This is a genomic window from Roseburia sp. AM16-25, assembly GCF_003473825.1.
Taxonomy (GTDB): Bacteria; Bacillota; Clostridia; order Lachnospirales; family Lachnospiraceae; genus Pararoseburia; species Pararoseburia lenta.
Map to the genome: position 1 here is coordinate 1 of NZ_QUCW01000001.1, position 21176 is coordinate 21176.

Annotated in this window: 21 protein-coding genes, 2 tRNA genes and 1 riboswitch; of the genes, 1 reads left to right on the top strand and 22 read right to left on the bottom strand. The window is 47.3% G+C overall.

Annotated features, from left to right (window positions below; translation table 11 throughout):
* Positions 1-344 precede the first annotated feature (344 nt).
* The 13 genes from DW183_RS00005 to DW183_RS00065 form a co-directional block, all read right to left on the bottom strand.
* A tRNA-Ser gene (locus DW183_RS00005) sits at positions 345-434 on the bottom strand.
* Positions 435-496: 62 nt separating this feature from the next.
* Positions 497-582 (bottom strand) — tRNA-Ser (locus DW183_RS00010).
* Between the two features lie 86 nt (positions 583-668).
* Entirely contained in the window at positions 669-1361 is a 693-nt protein-coding gene (ispD, locus tag DW183_RS00015; protein ID WP_118279964.1) for a 2-C-methyl-D-erythritol 4-phosphate cytidylyltransferase, read from the bottom strand.
* A gap of 46 nt (positions 1362-1407) precedes the next feature.
* Complete coding sequence (gene tsaD / locus DW183_RS00020; protein WP_118279966.1) at positions 1408-2442, bottom strand: tRNA (adenosine(37)-N6)-threonylcarbamoyltransferase complex transferase subunit TsaD; 1035 nt, start codon at positions 2440-2442, stop codon at positions 1408-1410.
* Positions 2435-3013 (bottom strand): DUF6715 family protein, encoded by a 579-nt coding sequence (locus DW183_RS00025; protein ID WP_118279969.1) that lies wholly within the window; start codon positions 3011-3013, stop codon positions 2435-2437. Before DW183_RS00025 ends, tsaD begins: the two co-directional genes overlap by 8 nt.
* 3 nt (positions 3014-3016) lie before the next feature.
* The gene (locus tag DW183_RS00030) at positions 3017-3928 is read right to left on the bottom strand and encodes a ribonuclease Z (protein WP_118279971.1); all 912 of its coding nucleotides are present in this window, start codon (positions 3926-3928) and stop codon (positions 3017-3019) included.
* A complete protein-coding gene (rimI, locus tag DW183_RS00035) occupies positions 3922-4374 on the bottom strand; it encodes a ribosomal protein S18-alanine N-acetyltransferase (RefSeq protein ID WP_118279974.1) in 453 nt (150 codons plus the stop codon). The genes DW183_RS00030 and rimI overlap by 7 nt, the downstream gene beginning before the upstream one ends.
* Entirely contained in the window at positions 4374-5087 is a 714-nt protein-coding gene (gene tsaB, locus DW183_RS00040; RefSeq protein ID WP_118279977.1) for a tRNA (adenosine(37)-N6)-threonylcarbamoyltransferase complex dimerization subunit type 1 TsaB, read from the bottom strand. Before tsaB ends, rimI begins: the two co-directional genes overlap by 1 nt.
* The gene (gene tsaE / locus DW183_RS00045) at positions 5084-5518 is read right to left on the bottom strand and encodes a tRNA (adenosine(37)-N6)-threonylcarbamoyltransferase complex ATPase subunit type 1 TsaE (RefSeq protein WP_118279980.1); all 435 of its coding nucleotides are present in this window, start codon (positions 5516-5518) and stop codon (positions 5084-5086) included. Before tsaE ends, tsaB begins: the two co-directional genes overlap by 4 nt.
* Positions 5519-6031, bottom strand: a complete 513-nt coding sequence (locus DW183_RS00050) for a YcxB family protein (protein WP_118279983.1) — start codon at positions 6029-6031, stop codon at positions 5519-5521. It abuts the gene before it with no gap.
* Positions 6032-6170: 139 nt separating this feature from the next.
* On the bottom strand, positions 6171-6812 hold the full coding sequence (locus DW183_RS00055; RefSeq protein ID WP_118279985.1) for an ECF transporter S component: 642 nt from the start codon (positions 6810-6812) through the stop codon (positions 6171-6173).
* A 122-nt stretch (positions 6813-6934) separates the two neighbouring features.
* Positions 6935-7082, bottom strand: a riboswitch (FMN riboswitch).
* Between the two features lie 45 nt (positions 7083-7127).
* Positions 7128-9419: a Tex family protein gene (locus DW183_RS00060; protein WP_118279988.1), complete on the bottom strand. Its 2292-nt coding sequence runs from the start codon at positions 9417-9419 to the stop codon at positions 7128-7130.
* Positions 9420-9467: 48 nt separating this feature from the next.
* Complete coding sequence (locus DW183_RS00065; protein ID WP_243069472.1) at positions 9468-9974, bottom strand: hypothetical protein; 507 nt, start codon at positions 9972-9974, stop codon at positions 9468-9470.
* A 110-nt stretch (positions 9975-10084) separates the two neighbouring features.
* On the opposite strand from DW183_RS00065, the gene DW183_RS00070 reads away from it, so the two are divergent.
* Positions 10085-10420 (top strand): DUF2752 domain-containing protein, encoded by a 336-nt coding sequence (locus DW183_RS00070; RefSeq protein WP_118279990.1) that lies wholly within the window; start codon positions 10085-10087, stop codon positions 10418-10420.
* Here DW183_RS00070 and DW183_RS00075 read toward each other — a convergent pair.
* From DW183_RS00075 to DW183_RS00115, 9 genes are all read right to left on the bottom strand, one after another.
* Entirely contained in the window at positions 10417-11826 is a 1410-nt protein-coding gene (locus DW183_RS00075) for an NAD(P)/FAD-dependent oxidoreductase (RefSeq protein WP_118279992.1), read from the bottom strand. The two genes, DW183_RS00070 and DW183_RS00075, sit on opposite strands and share 4 nt — an antisense overlap.
* Before the next feature lie 139 nt (positions 11827-11965).
* Positions 11966-13474: a glycerol kinase GlpK gene (gene glpK, locus DW183_RS00080; protein ID WP_118279995.1), complete on the bottom strand. Its 1509-nt coding sequence runs from the start codon at positions 13472-13474 to the stop codon at positions 11966-11968.
* 141 nt (positions 13475-13615) lie between these two features.
* Entirely contained in the window at positions 13616-14812 is a 1197-nt protein-coding gene (locus DW183_RS00085) for a homoserine dehydrogenase (protein ID WP_118279996.1), read from the bottom strand.
* 4 nt (positions 14813-14816) lie between these two features.
* A complete protein-coding gene (locus tag DW183_RS00090; RefSeq protein ID WP_118279999.1) occupies positions 14817-15260 on the bottom strand; it encodes an ACT domain-containing protein in 444 nt (147 codons plus the stop codon).
* 85 nt (positions 15261-15345) lie between these two features.
* A protein-coding gene (gene prfB, locus DW183_RS00095; RefSeq protein WP_118280671.1) for a peptide chain release factor 2 occupies positions 15346-16480 on the bottom strand; the annotation gives its coding sequence in 2 pieces (ribosomal slippage) (positions 15346-16404 and positions 16406-16480; 1134 coding nt in all).
* A gap of 21 nt (positions 16481-16501) precedes the next feature.
* Positions 16502-17734 (bottom strand): S41 family peptidase, encoded by a 1233-nt coding sequence (locus DW183_RS00100; protein ID WP_118280001.1) that lies wholly within the window; start codon positions 17732-17734, stop codon positions 16502-16504.
* 61 nt (positions 17735-17795) lie between these two features.
* Positions 17796-18704 carry a permease-like cell division protein FtsX gene (ftsX, locus tag DW183_RS00105; RefSeq protein ID WP_118280003.1) on the bottom strand — a complete coding sequence of 303 codons (909 nt, stop codon included), beginning with the start codon at positions 18702-18704 and terminating at the stop codon, positions 17796-17798.
* Positions 18694-19377, bottom strand: a complete 684-nt coding sequence (ftsE, locus tag DW183_RS00110; protein ID WP_118280006.1) for a cell division ATP-binding protein FtsE — start codon at positions 19375-19377, stop codon at positions 18694-18696. The genes ftsX and ftsE overlap by 11 nt, the downstream gene beginning before the upstream one ends.
* 29 nt (positions 19378-19406) lie before the next feature.
* Entirely contained in the window at positions 19407-20495 is a 1089-nt protein-coding gene (locus tag DW183_RS00115; RefSeq protein ID WP_118280009.1) for a PucR family transcriptional regulator, read from the bottom strand.
* Positions 20496-21176 lie beyond the last annotated feature (681 nt).

A 21176-nucleotide genomic window follows, 5' to 3' on the forward strand; every position in this document is an offset into this window, starting at 1 on the left:
ATTATTCTCTTAGAATCTTTCAAGGTTGTTTCACTGTTCAGTTATCAAGGTTGGTTGCTAACAGCAACTCTGATATTTTATCATGTATCAAGTCGTTTGTCAACAACTTTTTTATTTATTTTCGAGTCGTTTGTGACCCGAACAACTTCATTATCATATCAAATGATTTGAAGTTTGTCAACAACTTTTTTCAAGATTTCAAATCTCTTTTTCGTTGTTGTTTGCTGCCGTTTTGCGTCAGCTAGATTATATTATCATTTCGGCCTTTTCTTGTCAACAACTTTTTACATCTTTTTTCCAAAAAGTGAAAAGTTGTTTTCTCATGGTCTTTTCCTATAATCTAACGGAGAAGGAGGGATTTGAACCCTCGCGCCGCTATTAACGACCTGCACCCTTTCCAGGGGTGTCCCTTCGGCCAGCTTGGGTACTTCTCCAAGTGTGTCGAATAAAGACTGACATAAAATATGCTCACCACCATGCGATGACAAGCATATAACGGAGAGGGTGGGATTCGAACCCACGCGCCCTTGCGGACAAACGGTTTTCAAGACCGCCTCGTTATGACCACTTCGATACCTCTCCAAGCCATATATGTTTATGTGTTTTTCAGCACGAATAAGATAATATCATTCTTGCATCTGCGTGTCAATTCTTTTTTTCAAATTTCTTCACTTTTTTCGGGACTGCAAAATACGCTCCCCCATGAGCAGATCTTCCGGGGTCGTCACCTTGATATTCTCGTAACTGCCCTCGATCAATTTCACACGCGCCTGCATGGTCTTTTCTACGACCATGGCATCATCGGTCACCCCGGTCTTATCGCATGCCTGCAATCTGGTATAGGCTTCATACACTAATGGATAGGAAAAACTCTGGGGTGTCTGCACACTCCAGACCAGATCACGCCTTGGGGTCGCCTCTACCCAGCCGCTCTCATCCGCGATCTTGATCGTATCCTTGACAGGCATCCCGACAACACAGGCACCGTATCCCTTTGCACCTCTAATGGATCTTTCTATGATATCTTCCGTCACAAAGGCTCTGGCACAATCGTGGATCAAGACATAATCGCAGTGGATGACTTTTAACCCCTCATAGACAGAGTCATAGCGTTCTGCTCCTCCGTCTACAATGGCACTTACCTTTGTAATATGATATTTTTCTACGATCTCTTTCCGGCAATATGCCCGGTCTCCCGGTGCCACTACCAGAACTATCTCATCCACCCGGCTCTTTTCAAATGCCTCCAGACAATATACCATGACCGGTTTGCCGCACAGGGCAAGATATTGTTTTGGAATATCTGCTCCCATACGCTTTCCGGAACCTGCCGCCAATACGACTGCTCCTATTCTTTCCATCCCATTCTCCTGCTCAAGATCTTCTGTCACTACCGCATGCCTTTGATCACGATTCCACGCGCTGTCCCAATGCCAGATTCGGCACAGCATTCAAAGACATAGAATCTCTGCGTCCCGACATATACTCATAATAGGCTGCCGCACCGATCATGGCGGCATTATCCGTACAAAGGATCGGTGACGGATGGTAAAATCTGACACCACGCCTCTCGCAGGCTTCCTGCATGGCTGCACGCAGAGTACCATTGGACGCAACGCCTCCGGCAATGGCAAACTTGTCCCCGCCGAATTCATCCAGCGCATGCATGGCATGTCCCACCAGAGCATCTATGACCGCCTGCTGGAAGGATGCAGCGATATCTGCCTCGTTGATTGTTTCGCCCTTCATCTTGGCGCCGTTGATATAATTTAAGACTGCGGACTTTAAGCCGCTGAAACTAAAGTCGTAAGCACTGTCATTGACCTTTGCCACCGGGAAAGGTATGGCATGCGGGTCTCCCTCTTTTGCCTTTTGCTCGATCTTAGGACCACCCGGATAGCCCAGACCAATGGCTCTTGCCACTTTATCAAAAGCCTCTCCTGCCGCATCGTCTCTGGTACGCCCTAAGATCTCATACTGCCCATAATCTTTGACGCGGACCAGATGGGTATGTCCTCCCGATACCACCAGGCAAAGGAATGGCGGTTCCAAAGTTTTATCTTCTATATAATTAGCGCAGATATGTCCCTCGATGTGATGCACACCTACCAACGGAATATCTTTTGCAAAACTGATCGCCTTTGCCTCAGAAAGTCCTACGAGCAGGGCTCCAACAAGACCCGGTCCATAGGTAACACCAATCGCATCAATCTCATCAAGTGATGTATGAGCTTCTTTCAGTGCTTCCTCAATCACCTGATTGATACGTTCAATATGTTTTCTGGATGCGATCTCCGGCACGACACCGCCATATAAGGTATGGATCGGTATCTGTGTGGAAATGACATTGCTCAAGACCTGTCTGCCGTTTACCACGACCGCCGCCGCCGTCTCGTCACACGAACTCTCTATCGCTAATATGCATATTTCTTTATCACTCATCATTGTCTCCTTCTGTCAAACGAAAACTCAGGATCTTCCAGTGCCCCTCATCATCCCTGCGTAGCACAAACTCCTCGTAAGTCCTGCTATAGTCACTTGCCTCTCTGGAAAAATAATAGGCATCCACATAGGCGCAGTAATCTCCGTCTACCGTAGCATAGGTAATATCATTGCTGTCACTGACCGAGGACTGCACAATGATCTTATCCCTGGTCTTATAGTCCTCAATGTCTGCCTTGAGGCTCTTCAGATAGGTATCTCTCGGATTGTAGGACAGGAGTTCATCATCCATCAGGCTTCTCGCCTGATCTGCCATTTTCTCCAGTTCCTCGTCCGTATATTCCTCGCCGTAAAAAGCCGTGATGATCCGGTTGTACCACTTCACGACCTCGCGTGGTGTTTTAGGATACTTTTTATCAAAGTCCCTTTCGATGATCTTTTCCACTTCTGTCGTCTTGTCTTGTGCATCTTCTGCACTTTTTGCATTCTTGTGCGACAGATAATAATAGTAGCCACACACCAGCCCCACACAGATCACGATCGATATTCCTATACGAAATGCCTTCTTCATCGCTTATTCCTCCAAAAAGTCCAACTCCAGCATCTTGCCGTCCTCTCCCAGATATGATTCCGCGAAAATCCGCTTCACATCCTTCATGTATCCTTTTGCACCTACCAAAGACGGGCTGAAATGGGTCAGCCACATCTGCTTGACCTCTGCCTTCTTTGCCAACTCTGCCGCTTCATAAAAAGTCATATGCTTGTACTGTTTTGCCTTAGCAAGTTTGTCCGGCTCCGCATACATGCCCTCACAGATAAATAGATCTGCCCCCTTGGCGTTGTCCGCAATGCGGTCGATCGGTCTGGTATCCGTGCAGTATGCCACCTTGATCCCTTTGCGAGGCGGTCCCATCACCATGTCCGGCGCGTATTCCTTATCCTCCCACAGGATGGTCTCGCCTTTTTGCAGGCGGTTCCAGGTCTGTACCGGGAGTCCCAGAGCACTTGCCGCTGCGGCATCAAATCTGCCACTGCGCGGGATCTCGATGCAATAGCCGTAGCAAGGCACATTATGCTGGACACGGTATGCCCGGATATGATAGCCATGCAAGACCAGATCCTGCTCTGCCTCGGTAAGTTCTATAAAATGAATGTCAAACGGTAGTTCCGGTGCGATCACACGCAAAGAATTAACTACGCGTTCCAGACCTTTTGGTCCGATCATAGTCACCGGTTCCGTGCGGTCTGAGTTGCCCATGGACAAAAGCAGTCCAGGCAAGCCACTGATATGGTCCGCGTGATAATGGGTAAAGCAGATGGTATCGATCGGATTTGGGCTAAGCCCCGCCTCCTTCATCGCAATCTGGGTTCCCTCGCCACAGTCGATCAATAGACTGCTGCCATTAAAACGCGCCATCATTGCCGTAAGCCAGCGGTGTGGCTGCGGCATCATCCCTGCTGTTCCCAGCAAGCAAATATCTAACATATATCCTCCTTATGAAAAGCCATGACGAAAGCATCCTCGTCCGGCTTGTGGTAAAAGCCCTTTCTTTGTCCTACAAGAGAAAATCCACATGCCTGGTATAATCTTTGTGCCGGCAGGTTGCTCTTTCGCACTTCCAGATAAACATGGGCTACGCCCCTTTTTTCCGCTTCCTCCATCATCCGGGATAAAAGCCTCTTTCCCAGACCTCTGCCGCGCGCTTCTTCTGAAACTGCGATCGTTGGGATCTCCCCTTCATCACTGTTGCAATATAAGATGCCATAGGCACACAGGTTTTCTTGATCTTCTGCCACTAAAAAGACATGTTCTGTCTCGGAAAGCGTCTCCAAAAATCCGGTCTTTGTCCACGGCTCGCTAAAGATCGCCGCTTCCATCGCTGCGATCCTGTCGATATCTTCCACCCTGCAGGGTCTGATCCGGATATCCATTATGCCTGACCGCTCTTTTGCGCTTCCATGCGTTCTCTTTCCGCCTGTGACAGACGCAGATATTCCGGTCTGTGCTCGGCTGCCGTCTGCACTTTTCCCGCAAGATAATAAGCCTCTGCCCTTGCACATAAAGATGCGGCACGCTGGCGGTTCATATGAGCCGGTGCGAAATGGTAAGGAACCTTGCATTTATCTGCGATTGCCTCTTGAAAGACCGGCACGCCATCGCCTAAGAAAGTCACGGACCCGCCCGTAGCATTGATCTTTTCTATGATCTCTGTGATGTCAACAGCGCAAGGTTCTACGATGCACTCCATCTCTGTATCCGTAAAGTGATAAAGACCGGTATAGGTCTGCCCCCGCCTTGCATCCATGATCGGACACACATTATCTGCGCTTCCCCAGAGATTGTAAGCCATCGCCTCAATCGTTGAGACGGATATGATCGGCTTGTCCAGAGCAAGTCCCAATCCCTTTGCCGTCGCCGAACCGATACGGAGTCCGGTAAAAGAGCCCGGTCCTGCTGCAACCGCAATGGCATCGATCGTATCCAGATCCAATGCGATCATCTTTTTCAGTTCTTCCAACATTGGAAGCAATGTCTGTGAATGCGTCTTTTTAAAATTAGTAGAGTATTCGCCCACAACAATATCATCTTCCACGATCGCTACACTGGCAACCATGCCCGATGCATCAATTCCTAATATCTTCATGCCTTACCCACTTCCTCAACTGTAATCATGCGATAGTCAAAACCTTTTTCCAGATCTTTTTCGATCACGATCTGCCAGAAATGGTCCGGCAGAATCTCCTCGATCAAATTTGCCCACTCAATCATAGTCAGGCCTTCGCCATAGACGTAATCGTCAAAACCAATCTCATCCATTTCTTCCACACAGCCGATACGATACACATCGAAATGGTAAAACGGCATGCGCCCGGTGTGATATTCCTGCACAATGGTAAAGGTCGGACTACAGATGGCTTCATCAATTCCCAGGCCCTTTGCGATTCCCTGCGTAAGAACTGTCTTTCCCACGCCAAGATCGCCGATCAGGGTGTAAACCTGTCCCGGTCTGGCATTTTTTCCTAATTCTTCCCCAAAGGCAAACGTTTCCTCCGGTGAAAATGTTTCTTTTATCATCTATTTTTCTCCCTTAATGTGTAAGCGATAATCCTTGCAATGCTGACGCAACATGGCATAGATCTGTGGCAGTTCCTCCGTCACCTGTGCCTTTGGTATGATGTACGCATTGACGCGGTTACTATATATAAGAAGATTGTGTTTGGTTGTCACGGCTTTATAGATCATATCCCATGGCAGAACTGCCTCCTCCGTCTCGTGATCTGTCGTGACGGCAATGCCATCTTCTCTCATTTCAAAATGCAGGACATCCTTCAAAGCATCTGACATATGAATCTGTCGCTTCGAGCGGATGCGCAGCGTCAAAGGCACATATAACAGAAAGATCAACGCGATCAAAAGATAAGGCAGGGCATGACGGATGTCGTGCAGATTTTCGGAAAGCGCGATCACCACGATTACAAAGATCCCCATGACAAGCGACAAGATGCCCTGCATGGATGTATATGCGTGATACATATTGAAACGATACATATCCTCACTGCTCAGTTTTACGTTAAATTTGACGGTCATGATATATCTTCCTCCATATAAGCCCACTTCTGATTGTTATATTATCATATTCCATACAAAATCAAAAGCCCCAATCCGTCTACCGACATGCAAGACGCCGGACGGATTGAGGCTTTTATCCTATTTCTTTATTTTGTTTTTAAACTCTTCCTTTTAAGATCGGTGAGATCTTTTTATATACCACCATTGTGATCAGGACGGAAAACAGACCTTTGACAAAGGTAAACGGCACATTAAAGAATAAGAGGCACTGCCACAATTCTTTTACGGATGGCACAATTGCCTGATAAGCACCGATGATCACATCCATTGGCATCATCTTGGTGTAGATCGGATAAACCACGAAATAGTTGGATGGGAAACTGAAGAGTGCCATGCAAAGTGCTCCGATCAGAGCGCCTGTGATGGCTGACTTCTTATTCTTTTTGTGCTTGTAGATCAGTCCTGCCGGAAGTACGAAGGCTACGCCAAGAACAAAGTTACTCAATTCTCCGACGCCACCTGTGGATGTCATAAACAGATGCAAGAGATTTTTAACTAAGCATACCCATACGCCACATGCCGGTCCCATGGCAAAAGCACCGATCAAGGCCGGTAATTCTGACAGATCCATGCGGATGAAATTTGGCATGACCGGAACAGAAAAATCAAGAAACATCAGGATAAATGCGATCGCCGATAACATTGCCGTCACCGTCAGATAGCGCACATTCATCTTAGATGCTGCTGCACTCTTTGTTCCATTGTTTACGTTTGCTCTTTTTGTTGTTACCTCACTCATTTTGTAACACTCCTTTTTCCTTTTTATTTAGGAAAATCGGTCTCTGGTAAGTCAGCCTTGTACGCAAAAAGCCCCGAACACTAATTCCAGCGTTCGGGGCAATACATTGCACGCAAAATTCAACTTATCTTCTCTCATCCAGACTATACTGTCGGTATCGGATTCACACCGATTCAACTGCAAATGCAGGTCACGGACTCGTTGCCGTAGCAACATCACCGTCGGTCGGGAATCTATGATCTCTCATATCACCCTGCCCCGAAGATTCCTATTTACAAGCATCAGTATATGCATATAGAGCCTATCTGTCAACCACTATTCGATAATAATATTGTCAAAAAAGTTATTGCCTTTTTTGACCGGCTTCCTGTGCTCCTGTTTTTTCTTGAAATTCTGCTTATTGGCAGGCTTTTTGCATCTTGCCGCAGGCTGGTCTTTCGCAGCCTCTTTTTTGTCCTGTCGATCGCCCAGTTTCATGGTCAACTGGATCCTTTGCTTTTTGAAATCCACGCTCAAGACCTGCACATCCACAATATCGCCGATCGATACAGCCTCCAGCGGATGCCTGATGAAGCGGTCGCAGATCTCAGAAATATGGACAAGTCCGTCCTGGTGCACGCCGATATCCACGAAAGCACCAAAATCAATGACATTGCGGACAGTGCCTTTCAAGACCATGCCCGGTTTTAAATCTTCCATGCTCAGGACATCACTGCGAAGAATTGGCTTTGGCATATCCTCTCTTGGATCACGACCCGGCTTTTGGAGTTCTTTTACAATATCCTCCAAAGTCATGGCACCGATACCAAGTTCTTCTGCGAGTCGATCCAGATCGCCTACTTCCTTTCCGATCTGCCCGATACCGCCACTGGTGATCTCCGTCAGATCATGTCCTAATTCGGCAAGAAGCTTTTCCGTCACTTCATAGGACTCCGGGTGTACGCTGGTCGCGTCTAAAGGATTCTTGCCCCCGCGGATCCGCAGGAAGCCTGCACACTGTTCGTATGCCTTTGGTCCTAACTTTGGTACCTTTAATAATTGTTTTCTTGAAGTGAACTGTCCGTTCTCCTCACGATATGCCACGATATTCTTGGCAATGGTCTTATTGATGCCTGAAATGTGTTCCAGCAAGGATGCTGAAGCCGTGTTCAGGTCAACGCCCACATTGTTGACGCACGCCTCAACAACACCGGATAAGGCTTCGTCCAACTTTTTCTGGTTCATATCATGCTGATACTGTCCTACACCGATCGACTTTGGATCAATCTTTACCAGTTCGGACAAAGGATCCTGCACACGTCTGGCAATGGATGTCGCACTACGCTGTCCCACGTCAAATTGCGGAAACTCCTCTGTTGCCAGTTTGCTGGCAGAATAGACGGATGCCCCCGCCTCATTGGTGATCACATACTGCACCGGAACCGGGATCTCCTTTAAGAGATCTACGATAATCATTTCTGATTCACGCGATGCCGTACCATTTCCTACGGAGATCAGAGTAACATGGTATTTGGAGATGAGTTTCTTTAAAACTGCCTTTGCCTCCTCCACCTTATTCTGCGGTGCTGTCGGGAAAATAACTGTCGTATCCAACACCTTACCGGTCGCATCTACAACTGCAAGTTTACAGCCGGTACGAAATGCCGGATCCCATCCCAAGACCACCTGTCCTGCGATCGGTGGCTGCATGAGCAACTGCTGTAGGTTCTTACCAAAGACACTGATCGCGCCGTCCTCTGCCTTTTCGGTCAAGGCAGACCGGATCTCACGCTCAATAGCCGGTGCGATCAGGCGGTCATAAGCGTCTGCGATGGTCTCCGTCAGTACCGGTGTCGTATAAGGGTTATCCTTGGTAATGACCTGGTTGGAAAGATAACGAATGATCTCCTCGGTCGGTGCTAAGATCTTGACTGTCAGGATCTTTTCCTTTTCTCCTCGGTTGAGTGCCAGAATACGATGTCCCGGCAACTTTTCGATTGGTTCGTCAAACTCATAGTACATCTCGTAGACCGACTCCGCGGTCTCATCCTTGGCACTTGATGTGATATGTCCCTTTTTCTCTGTCAGCCCACGGATATGCATACGATAATCCGCCTGGTCTGCGATGGTCTCTGCCAGAATATCCATGGCTCCCGCGATCGCATCCTGCGCCGTAGCCACTTCCTTCTCTGCATTTACATAATCTCCTGCAATCTCCTCTAACGGCTGATCGATCTCCTGCAAAAGGATCAGATCTGCCAGCGGCTCTAAGCCCTTTTCCTTGGCGATCGTCGCACGGGTGCGGCGCTTTGGACGGTATGGGCGATACAGATCATCTACAACGACCTGTGTCTCTGCTGCCAGGATCTGCGCACGCAGTTCCTCCGTCAGTTTTCCCTGCTCTTCTATGCTTGCTAGAACTGACGCTTTCTTGTCTTCCAGGTTGCGCAGATAATTCAGACGTTCATACAGGTTTCGCAGAATCTCATCACTGAGTGCACCCGTTGCTTCCTTTCGATATCTTGCGATAAAGGGAATGGTATTGCCCTCATCGATCAGTTTTACCGCCGCATCTACCTGTTTTGGCAGAACGCCAAGTTCACTTGCCAGTTTTCTATTGATGTCCATCTATGTTACTCCATTTCTTTTCTAATTTCTCGATCAAAACCGCCTGCATCAGGCACTCAGATCCACCTTGCCCCCGATCAGGCTGGCTGCATCCAGCGATTTTTGATTTTGTCCGTAAGGATTGCTCTCGTTGTAGCGGATCGTTGTGTTGGTCGTGCCACCCGAAACATAAGTCCTGCCACATTCCGGGCAGACCGATGTGTGGATGGATACGCTGGCATTTACCACCGTTCCGTTATTTTGGGCAGCTTTGGTATAGGCATTGCTGACATGTTCACCCTCGTGCGCCCGCACGGCACCGCCGGCTGCCTCCGGTGAAATGTGTGCCGCCGCCTTAAAGGAAACATTTTCATCCGACCCATCGATATACTTGCGCTCCTTGCAAGTCTGACATTCCGCCGGCGTGGATTTATAACCCGGCTTGACGCCGTCCGTATCCCCTGCCCCGGTCATAGTCGGATCCGTCACGCCTGCGGTGACATCATAAGTCCCCATGCCATAAGTTCCCGGCTGATATGAAGTTGTAAGGATAGAACCAAGACTTCCTATCTGCATACACCATTCCCCCTTTCTTTGATCGCGTCCTCTTTACAAATCGTCCGTCATTCCTTTATAGTAGATTTTGTACTTAAATATCACTATTTCAATTAGATGTGAGGCCTAATATGCAAGCACTTGCCAGACTACTACAAAACTATATGAGCCATGCACCCAAATGCCTTTTCCATCTAGTAACCGGCTACTATTGTCCCGGCTGCGGTGGCACCAGAGCCCTGTATTTATTTCTTACCGGACACTGGATCAAGTCTTTTCTCTTTCACCCGCTGGTGGTCTATGCCTTTTTTGTCTGCCTCTATCTATGTATCCGCAAGATCCTAGATCATAAGTACCACCCCAGCGCCCGTCTGCTATGGATCGCACTGGGCTTACTGGCAGTAAATTTTGTCATCAAAAACCTTGCCCTTGTCTGTTTTCATGTAGACCTATTGCAGATCTTCTAGTTCTGGTTTCCCGCAATCTCTCTTGCTACATAAACACCACTTGCAGAAGCGTGTGACAGGGAGTGGGTAATACCGCTTCCATCACCGATCACATAAAGTCCCTTATAATTGGTCTGCAAATGTTCGTCCACTTCCACTTCCATATTGTAGAACTTGACTTCGACACCATAAAGCAGAGTATCGTCATTTGCGGTACCCGGTGCGATCTTATCCAGTGCGTAGATCATCTCTACAATGCCGTCCAAGATTCGCTTTGGCAGTACCAGGGAGAGATCTCCCGGCGTAGCATTGAGTGTCGGTGTGACAAAGGACTCCTCGATACGCTTCCTGGTAGAACGCTGTCCACGGATCAGGTCTCCGAAACGCTGTACCATCACGCCACCGCCAAGCATATTGGAAAGTCTGGCGATTGACTCGCCATAACCGTTGGAATCCTTAAAAGGCTCGGAAAAATGCTTAGAAACCAAAAGTGCGAAATTGGTATTCTCCGTCTGTTTCTCCGGGTCTTCGTAACTGTGTCCGTTTACCGTAATGATGCCATTGGTATTTTCATTTACGACCGCCCCCTTTGGATTCATACAGAAGGTACGCACCTTATCCTCGTATTTCTGGGTACGGTAAACAATCTTGCTCTCGTATAATTCATCCGTCAGATGTGAAAAGATCTCTGCCGGCAATTCCACACGCACCCCGATATCCACACGGTTGGAATTGGTTGGAATAGAAAGATCCTTGCAGACTTCTTCCATCCATTTGCTTCCGCTGCGTCCGACAGAAATAATACAATCTTTGCAGGTGTAACTTGCATCCTTGCATTGGATACGGTAGCCTTCCTCACCATCTGCTAAGACTTCGACTGCCTCCACCAGCGTGTCAAAATAAAACTCTACCTTGTCCTTTAAATATTCGTAGAGATTTTCCAATACCACATAGTTGATGTCCGTACCCAAATGGCGGACAGATGCATCCAGCAAATGCAGGTCATTTTGCATACACTGCTTTTTAAAACGACTGCCTGCGGTAGAGTATAATTTGGTCCCCTCGCCGCCATATGCCAGATTGATCGTATCGACATAGCGCATCAGATCAATAGCTTCTTTTTTACCGATATATTCATATAAAGTACCGCCAAAATCATTGGTGATATTGTATTTTCCATCTGAAAAAGCACCGGCTCCGCCAAAACCGCTCATGATCGAACAGGTCTTACATCCGATACAGGACTTGATCTTATTTCCGTCGATCGGGCATTTTCTGCCTCCCAGAGCATGTCCTGCCTCAAAAACGCCCACACGCAAATTCGGATCCTGCTTGATCAGTTCATAGGCAGAAAAAATACCTCCCGGGCCTGCGCCAATAATCAGTACATCGTAATTCATACATTCTCCTATCCGTCGTCTTTTCATAAAAACGACCGCTTTTTTACTTCATTATCATATCATAGTTTCCTCTGTCCCGCCAGTAAAATAAAGCCGTAAGCGGGCGTAGAAAAGGAGATGCCAGCCTTGACATCTCCTTATAGTGTCCTTTTTTATCAGAATACCTTTACTCGTCGTCCTCGTCCTGACGTGCCCAGCCAAAAGCATACTTGACTGCCTTATTCCAGCCTTTACGCTTTGCTGCGCGCTCCTCCGGGTCGATGGATGGAATGAAAACACGGTCATACTGCACATTCTTCATGACTTCTTCCTTGCTCTCCCAGTAACCAACCGCAAGACCTGCCAGGTATGCTGCACCAAGAGCCGTAGACTCTACGCAGGACGGTCTGTTGACCGGCTTATCCAGCATATCTGCCTGGAACTGCATCAGAAAATCATTGGCACTGGCACCACCATCTACATTCAGGGTACGAAGATCGGTCTCGGCATCTGCCTTCATAGCATCAATAACATCGCATACCTGATAAGCAATAGATTCCAGCGTCGCACGGATGATATGGTTCTTGTTGGTGCCTCTGGTAATACCTACGATCGTACCTCTCGCATACTGATCCCAATGCGGTGCGCCCAGTCCGGTAAATGCCGGAACGACATAAGTACCATGGGTGCCCTTGGCTTTCTTTGCCATATATTCGGAATCCTCAGCGGAATCGATCAGTTTCATGCCGTCACGCAGCCACTGGATCGCAGCACCAGCGACGAAGATAGATCCCTCCAGCGCGTAATTGACCTTGCCGTCCAATCCCCATGCGATCGTTGTAACCAGACCGTTCTTGGAGAATACCGGCTTTTCTCCCGTGTTCATCAAAAGGAAACAACCGGTACCATATGTATTCTTGGCTTCGCCCTCGGTAAAACAGGTCTGTCCGAAAAGGGCTGCCTGCTGATCTCCGGCTGCTCCCGCGATCGGGATCTCTGCACCGAAGAAACTCGGATCTGCCATACCGTAAACACAACTTGACGGCTTGGCTTCCGGTAACATGGAACGCGGAATATCGAGTTCTTTTAAGATCTCATCATCCCATTCCAGAGTATTGATATTGAAAAGCATGGTTCTGGAAGCGTTGGAATAATCTGTAACATGTACTGCGCCCTTGGTTAGTTTCCAGATCAACCATGTCTCTACCGTACCGAATAAAAGGTCTCCAGCTTCCGCTTTTTCTCTTGCTCCCTCTACATTTTCCAAAATCCAACGAATCTTGGTAGCGGAGAAATAGGCATCGATCATCAGACCTGTCTTGGAACGGATCATGTCCTCCAAGCCTCTTGCCTTTAATTCATCTGCGTACTCAGAAGTACGGCGGCACTGCCAAACGATCGCGTGATATACAGGTTCCCCAGTATGTTTATCCCACACAATGACAGTCTCTCTCTGGTTCGTAATACCAATACCGGCAATATCGTCTGCGGTCGCGCCGATCTTTGACATCGCCTCTACGGCTACACCAAGCTGTGTAGACCAGATCTCATTGGCATCGTGTTCCACCCATCCCGGATTCGGGAAGATCTGACGAAACTCCTTCTGTGCCATACTACAAATGTTCCCCTCATGATCAAACAGGATACAGCGATTGCTTGTCGTCCCTGCATCCAATGCCATAATATATTTTGGCATAGTAAAAACCCCCTTATATTGAAATCAAATCTTTAATGATCCTGACCCTATTATAAAAAATCCCCCATGATTTTTCAATAAAGTTTCCGCGATTTTCTATTCTTCCACGGATGGTCGTAATGTGTCTATTTATGATGCATTTTAGACCAGACGGATCATTTGACGCACTTCGCCAAGTGCCGCTGCCTTTGTCGCATAGTCAGACTCTTTCATGGCCTCTGTGACAAATCCGATCTCATCATCCAGACCGCTCTCAACGAACTCTACCTGACCAAAGATATTCTCAATCTCAGCCTCTGATGCAGCGGAACGTACAAAGAAACGATTGACCTGCTCGTTTGGATCCGCAAGGACAAGTTTCTCCTTTTCCCACTCCAGATAGATGTTCTTGTCGATATGCTTGGCAATGGCGACCATATCACCCACGACTGCACTGGCGGTCGGGAGTTTGCCCGCACCGCTTCCGTAGAACATACCGTCGCCCAGCATATTGCCATGAACAAAAATAGCGTTGAATACATCATGCACATTGTAAAGCGGATGCTCCGGTGATAAAAGGAAAGGTGCTACTCTTGCCACATAGGAGTCTCCCACCTTTTTGCTGGTAGCCAGTAACTTGATGGCTCTTCCCATTTTATTTGCATACTTGATATCGGTTGCCGTGATATGTGAAATTCCCTCAGTCGGGATATCTTCATAATCCACCTGTCTGCCGCAGACAAGAGATGTCAGGATGGCGATCTTACGGCAGGCATCGTGTCCTTCGATATCTGCTGTCGGATCCTTTTCTGCATAGCCCTTTGCCTGTGCATCCTTTAATACATCATCAAATTCCAGACCTTCTTTGGTCATCTTTGACATCATATAGTTGGTCGTACCATTGACGATACCCGTGATCTCCTCGATCACATCACCTGTCAGGCAGGAGGTCAACGGACGGATGATCGGAATACCGCCGCCAACGGATGCCTCAAATAAGAAATTGACCTTGTGATTTCTGGCGATCTCGATCAATTCTGCACCCTTGTCTGCCACAAGTGCCTTGTTGGAGGTCGTAACATGCTTTCCTGCCTCAAGCATTGCCTTAACAAAGGTATATGCCGGCTCCACGCCACCCATGGTCTCCACAACAATGGCAACTTCCGGATCTTCTACGATCGTCTTGTAGTCATGGACGATCTTGTCCGCGATCGGGTCTCCCTCAAAATCACGCAGATCCAAAACATATTTTAATTCTAATGGCTCGCCACAACGCTTTGCCACAACATCTCTGTTTACCTCTAAAATCTCTGCTACACCGGAACCGATAGTTCCGTATCCCATAATTGCTACTTTCATCTGATCACTCCCTAGCTAATATTTTTACGTATTGTATTCCCTGTGTTTTTTCCATGACTTCCACCATCTCCGAGACATCGCCTGTCTCCGGCAGCACATCGACCGATAAGGTCAGTGACGCGATCCCATTGACCGGAATACTCTGGTGGATCGTCAGTATGTTGGCATGATACCGGGCGACTGTCTGTAAGATCTCTGACAGAATGCCGGGCTCGTCCTCCAACTGGATCACCATAGTGATCGTCTTTCCTTTGACGTTGTCATGAAAGGGAAAAATATCCTCTTTGTACTTATAGAAAGAACTCCGGCTGATCCCCACGCGATCTGTCGCCTCCTGCACGGAGATACAACGACCGGATTCGATCAGGCGCTTTGCCTCCACTACCTTGCGGAGCACTTCCGGCACTGCCTTTTCCTTTAACACAAAATAGGTAGTCTTCTCTGACATATTCCCTCCCGAGTGTCTTTGATACAAACACAAATGTTCTCACTCGAAAGATAATACCACAAGAAGACTACCTAAATCAAGCCCTTTATGATTCCTGCGTATGACGATCCGGTCGTCCCAGAGAACACCATTTCAGATAGGCATTCATAAACGGGGTGATGGCACCGTCTAAAACGGCATCCACATTTCCGGTCTCCTCGCCGGTCCGCAGATCTTTTACCATGGTGTAAGGCTGTAAGACATAAGAACGGATCTGGTTGCCCCAGCCGATCTCGGTCACCTCTCCACGGATGCCCTGCGCTTCGCGCTCCTGCTCCTCTTTTTGCAAAAGATACAACTTTGCCTTTAACATCTGCATAGCCTTATCTTTGTTCATATGCTGGGAACGCTCATTCTGGCATTGTACCACGATCCCAGTCGGGAAGTGCGTGATACGGATGGCAGATGATGTCTTGTTGATGTGCTGGCCACCAGCACCGCTGGACCTATAGGTATCGATACGGATATCGTCATCATTGATCTCCACCTCGACATTATCATCCAACTCCGGCATGACGTCGCAGGATGCAAAGGAAGTCTGCCTTTTGCCTGCTGCATTAAAAGGCGAGATACGTACCAGACGATGGACACCCTTTTCAGATTTCAGATAACCATAGGCATTTGCCCCATTGACTTGGAAGGTCACGGACTTGATGCCCGCTTCCTCACCGTCCAGATAATCCAGTACCTCTACCTCATAGCCACGACTCGCTGCCCATCTGGTATACATACGGTACAGCATGGATACCCAATCGCAACTCTCCGTACCACCGGCTCCGGCATGGAGCGATACGATGGCATTTCTGTCATCATACTCATCTGAGAGCAAAGTCTTCATGCGCAGTTCTTCCAGTTCCCCATCAAACTCCTGTAAAAGAGATTCGATCTCCGGCAAAAGATCCGGGTCATTCTCCTCATATCCCAATGTGATATAGGTGTCGATCTCCTCATATAGTTCCTGTAAATGGGAAAAGATACTGACATCATCTTTTAAACTTTTCAGTTCCTTCATTTTGGCAGTAGACTGTGCTGCATCATTCCAAAAGTCCGCTGCCTCCATTTCTCTTTCTAATTCTTCGATACGCTTTGACTTGTTAGCCAGGTCAAAGTGAATCCCTCACTTCCTGTAGTGGAGATTCGTACGCTTGCAGCTGCTGTTTATAAGCGTCAAGTTCTACCACAGTATTCACCTCTTTCATTTTTTATTTGTCCAGTTCCTCGTGGAGGACTTCAAGCCCCTTCTGGATCTGGTTGTCGAGCGACTCATCATAAGTCTCGTCATCACCGCCTAAGAACTGGTATTCCAGTTCGATATCCGGTGTGATGCCTGTCTTGTGGATACACTCACCACTCGGCGTATAGTAGGTCGCCATCGTGACCTTGATCGCACTTCCGTCGGAAAGCGGCACCGTCGTCTGCACGATCCCCTTTCCAAAAGTCTTGGTACCGATTAGGGTACCATAGTCAAAATCGCGGATGGCTCCGGCAAAGATCTCTGCCGCGCTGGCTGTATTGCCGGATGTCAGTACGACCATCGGCATATTGATCTGCTTTTCATCATCCGATGTATAAGTCGTGCGCTCGCCGTTTTTGTCTTCCATATAAACGGTCGTACCCGCCGGTAAGATGTCATCCAGGATCCCGGTCACGGAATCTACCAGCCCGCCACCATTAAAGCGCAGATCGTAGATCACGGCTTTCATGCCCTTGGACTCCAAGTCTGCCATTGCTGCTTCAAACTGATCTTTGGTATTATCGGAAAACTCTGACAGATAAACATAACCGACAGCGTCATCCAGCATCTTGTATTTGACACTCGGTACCTCCACCTGGGCACGCGTTACTTCCACGACATCTGTCTTGCCGTCACGCTCATATTGCACCGTGATCTTGGTGCCTTCTTCGCCACGCACATAATGCACGAATTGATCCAGATCTTCTGATTGTCCCTTGTGTCCGTCCACAGATACGATGATATCATCCGCCTGAAGCCCTGCCTTTGCCGCCGGGGAATCATCATATACATTGACGATACGCACCTGTCCGGTCGTCGTATCCTTTGTAAGCACAGCGCCGATACCGGCATAATTGCCTGTCGTATCGATCATCATATCCTCATATTCCTGCGCCGTATAATAAACCGAATACGGATCATCCAATCCTTCCATATAGCCCTTGTAAATGCCTTCTGCCAGTGCCTCTTCATCCACATCTTCATAATAGTAATGATGTACCAGTGTAGAAATGTATTGCAACTTGGAAAGGTTTAAATCTGCCAGCGTGCCAAGACTGCCCCGCAAGGCAAATACCAGCCCGCCAAGGATCAGCGCCATGACAAGCAGGCTGCACAAAACGCCGGTCAGGACACCACGACGAAATGTCTTTGGCTTTTTTTCCTTTTTTGTCACTTCCGGTTGCTCTTTTATTTCTTCCATCTTCCTATCCTTCTTATATGACTTTTTTCCAATATATTGCAAGATCACATATCCTATGCGGTTAGACCTGCAAATGTTTGTGCAGGGTCATTCGGCTGCCAATGTAACCGATACCAATACCCAGTACCAGCGATACCGGAACCAAGATGGTAAATACGGTTCCTACCGGCACGAAAGAAACCAGATCGCCAATAAACTGGAAGCGCTCCGATACATAACTTACAATGCCCTGATAGAGGAAGAATAAAAGCACCAGCGGAATGATTGAACCGATCAGACCGATAAATACACCCTCTACGACAAACGGCGCACGGACAAACTTGTCCTTGGCACCGATCAGTTTCATGATGGCGATCTCCTCTTTACGCACGGAAATACCAACAGTAACCGTGTTATTGATCAAAAAGACGGCAACTGCCACCAGAATGATGATCACGCCAACAAAAATATAACCGATCAGACTGTTAAAATCTGATAAGGTCTGTGCTGCAACCTCGGAATAACTTACCTTTCTGACGCCATCCAAACCTTGCAGATAGTCTACTAAGGTCTGCTGCATGGATACATCATTCAGATAGATCTCATAGTGTTCGGAATTAGCAAGCGGATTATCCTCGGCAAAGCCCTCTGCGGCTGCCTCATTGCCCTCAAAATACTTGTCTTTATAAGATGCCCAAGCCTCATCTGCGGTCACGAAATCATATTTTGCAACCTCAGCACGCTTGCCGATCTCCTCGCCTACCTTGTCGATCTGTTCCTGGCTGACTCCCTGATCAAAGTAAACAATGATCGTCACGCCTTCCTCGGCAGAATGTACCATTGAGGTAAAATTCACACCTATGGAATAAAAGACACCAAACAAAAAAATGCAGGCAGACATGGTCGCAATGGATGCCAGGGAGAATAACTTGTTACGCCAGATATTTTTCAGTCCCTGTCCTACGTTATACCAAAATGTACTAAACTTCATGTGTATCACCCCATTTCCCGTCACTGACAACGACGCCTTTTTTGATCGTGATGACACGCTTATTCATCTTTTTGACAATTTCGCTATTATGTGTTACTACCACAACGGTCGTTCCACGCTCATTGATCTCCTCCAATAAATGCATGATCTCCCATGCATTGGTATTGTCCAGGTTTCCTGTCGGCTCATCTGCCAGAAGGATCTTTGGCTCATTAACCAGTGCTCTTGCAATGGCAACGCGCTGCTGCTCACCACCGGACAACTGGCGTGGCAGCGACTTGTACTTTGCAGCCAGTCCGACCAAAGACAGCATGAGCGGCACCTTGCGCTTGATCTCACGTGTTGAGGACTCAACGACTTTCATGGCAAATGCCACATTTTCATAGACGTTGCGATCCTGTAAAAGACGGAAATTCTGGAATACAACACCGATATTTCTGCGGAAATATGGAGTCTTTTTGTGGGTGACCGAAGACAACTTCTGCTCATTGATGTAAATCTCGCCCTCTGTCGGTTCCAGTTCCTTGAGCAAAAGTTTGATCAGGGTCGATTTACCCGAACCGCTCTTACCCATGATAAAAACGAACTCCCCCTGCTCAATGTCAATATTGACATCATTGAGCGCCGGCACCCCCTGCTGGTATGTCTTACTAACGTGTTCTAGTCGAATCATTGTTTCTTCTATCTCCTAAATGCTGTAAATTAAAAATCCTGATTTTCCATATACTTCATATACTTCACGACCATGAGTGCGATCTTGAAGGTGATCGCATCTTCAAAGACGCGCAGATCCAGTCCAGTGCTCTTTTGCAACTTATCCAGACGATAGACCAGTGTATTTCTATGTATATAGAGTTGTCTGGATGTCTCAGAAACATTCAAACTGTTTTCAAAGAATTTGTTGATGGTGGAAAGTGTCTCCTCATCAAAATCATCCAGATCCTTGCCGTCAAAGATCTCCTTGATAAACATTTTGCAAAGCGGAATCGGCAGCTGATAGATCAGGCGTCCGATGCCCAGTGCTGAATATGCGATGATGCGCTTGTCGGCAAAGAAGATCTTGCCTACATCCAGAGCCATGCCTGCTTCTTTATAGGAGCGAGATACCTCCTTGATCTCTCCGACAATCGTACCGTAAGAAACGCGGATCGCATCATCACGGTCCTTTAAGGCATCAATGATCACTGCCGCGGTCTTTCGGATATCGTCATAGGTCTCCTGCTCTGTGAGTTCTTTGACAACGATGATATTGTGCTCATCTACGGCGGTCACAAAGTCCTTTGTCTTTCCGCTAAAGAGGCTGCGCACCCGGTCAATGGAATCTCCATCCTTGTGCTCACCTGTCTCTACGATCATAACAACACGTCTGGCATTGATATCTACATGTAACTTCTTGGAACGGTTGTAAATGTCAACCAGCAATAAGTTATCCAGCAAAAGGTTCTTGATGAAGTTATCCTTGTCAAAGCGTTCCCTGTATGCCACCATCAATTCCTGAATCTGGAATGTGGCGATCTTGCCTACCAATAAGGCTTCTTCCTCATCCGTACCTTTTGCAAGAACAATGAACTCTAACTGCTGCTCGTCATACACCTTAAAGAACTGGCAGCCGGACACTACCTGACTCTCTGCTTCAGAGATTGCAAATGTAACTGCTGATTCGCGATACTGGCCCGGATTCGTAAGTGTAGATGCCAAGACACCACCCTCGCTATCCACAACAGCGAAATCAACCTTGGTGATCTGGTGCAGACCGTCGATGGTATTCTGTAGCGTCTGATTCGAAATCATATCCTTTCCTCCCTTATCTATGCAATTTCCACAATTTGACCCTGTGGTTTTTTGAAGTTTTTCACATACTTATTTGATATTTTAATATAATCTGCTAAAAAAAGAAAGAGGCAAGCGCCACTTTTTTATGCAAAATCCCTTTTGCTACAAATATTCTGTCAATATCTCCACATTTTGACATTTTTTTACATTTTAAAAGTCAATGCTTTTTTCCTTTTTCGACAAATTTTATCAGAAACTTACAAAACGCTTGTTCTTTTTGCCATTTACAGATTCCGCGTTTTTATCCCCAAAATTGTGGATAAAGTTAATAATTCCGTGTATAAGTCCATTTTTCCCACTTTTTCGTTGCAAAAATTGTGGATAAGTTTTTGCGGTCTTCCACCCGGATTTTTTTGTTTCTTACCTAAATTTGGATTTTTGTGCAGTTCTTCCAAAAAACACTTTTTACCTTGACAAAATTATTGTCTGAATACTTTTTGGGGGAGGAGATAGGACTTACCGTGGATGGGGCGCTGGAGTGTGTGATAGGGGCGGGGAGGCGGACTACGAGAGAATACATTGGAACAGGTTGGGACAGTATTCTCTCGTAGTCCGCCTCCCCGCCCCTATCACACACTCCAGCGCCCCATCCACGGTAAGTCCTATCCCCCTCCATATATACTGAACATTTTGCTCGGC

What these genes read in the sequence shown, in the direction of transcription:
- ispD (WP_118279964.1), bottom strand. Translation starts at nt 1,361, where the DNA reads ATGGAAAGAATAGGAGCAGTCGTATTGGCGGCAGGTTCCGGAAAGCGT.
- tsaD (WP_118279966.1), bottom strand. Translation starts at nt 2,442, where the DNA reads ATGAGTGATAAAGAAATATGCATATTAGCGATAGAGAGTTCGTGTGAC.
- DW183_RS00025 (WP_118279969.1), bottom strand. Translation starts at nt 3,013, where the DNA reads ATGAAGAAGGCATTTCGTATAGGAATATCGATCGTGATCTGTGTGGGG.
- DW183_RS00030 (WP_118279971.1), bottom strand. Translation starts at nt 3,928, where the DNA reads ATGTTAGATATTTGCTTGCTGGGAACAGCAGGGATGATGCCGCAGCCA.
- rimI (WP_118279974.1), bottom strand. Translation starts at nt 4,374, where the DNA reads ATGGATATCCGGATCAGACCCTGCAGGGTGGAAGATATCGACAGGATC.
- tsaB (WP_118279977.1), bottom strand. Translation starts at nt 5,087, where the DNA reads ATGAAGATATTAGGAATTGATGCATCGGGCATGGTTGCCAGTGTAGCG.
- tsaE (WP_118279980.1), bottom strand. Translation starts at nt 5,518, where the DNA reads ATGATAAAAGAAACATTTTCACCGGAGGAAACGTTTGCCTTTGGGGAA.
- DW183_RS00050 (WP_118279983.1), bottom strand. Translation starts at nt 6,031, where the DNA reads ATGACCGTCAAATTTAACGTAAAACTGAGCAGTGAGGATATGTATCGT.
- DW183_RS00055 (WP_118279985.1), bottom strand. Translation starts at nt 6,812, where the DNA reads ATGAGTGAGGTAACAACAAAAAGAGCAAACGTAAACAATGGAACAAAG.
- DW183_RS00060 (WP_118279988.1), bottom strand. Translation starts at nt 9,419, where the DNA reads ATGGACATCAATAGAAAACTGGCAAGTGAACTTGGCGTTCTGCCAAAA.
- DW183_RS00065 (WP_243069472.1), bottom strand. Translation starts at nt 9,974, where the DNA reads ATGCAGATAGGAAGTCTTGGTTCTATCCTTACAACTTCATATCAGCCG.
- DW183_RS00070 (WP_118279990.1), top strand. Translation starts at nt 10,085, where the DNA reads ATGCAAGCACTTGCCAGACTACTACAAAACTATATGAGCCATGCACCC.
- DW183_RS00075 (WP_118279992.1), bottom strand. Translation starts at nt 11,826, where the DNA reads ATGAAAAGACGACGGATAGGAGAATGTATGAATTACGATGTACTGATT.
- glpK (WP_118279995.1), bottom strand. Translation starts at nt 13,474, where the DNA reads ATGCCAAAATATATTATGGCATTGGATGCAGGGACGACAAGCAATCGC.
- DW183_RS00085 (WP_118279996.1), bottom strand. Translation starts at nt 14,812, where the DNA reads ATGAAAGTAGCAATTATGGGATACGGAACTATCGGTTCCGGTGTAGCA.
- DW183_RS00090 (WP_118279999.1), bottom strand. Translation starts at nt 15,260, where the DNA reads ATGTCAGAGAAGACTACCTATTTTGTGTTAAAGGAAAAGGCAGTGCCG.
- DW183_RS00100 (WP_118280001.1), bottom strand. Translation starts at nt 17,734, where the DNA reads ATGGAAGAAATAAAAGAGCAACCGGAAGTGACAAAAAAGGAAAAAAAG.
- ftsX (WP_118280003.1), bottom strand. Translation starts at nt 18,704, where the DNA reads ATGAAGTTTAGTACATTTTGGTATAACGTAGGACAGGGACTGAAAAAT.
- ftsE (WP_118280006.1), bottom strand. Translation starts at nt 19,377, where the DNA reads ATGATTCGACTAGAACACGTTAGTAAGACATACCAGCAGGGGGTGCCG.
- DW183_RS00115 (WP_118280009.1), bottom strand. Translation starts at nt 20,495, where the DNA reads ATGATTTCGAATCAGACGCTACAGAATACCATCGACGGTCTGCACCAG.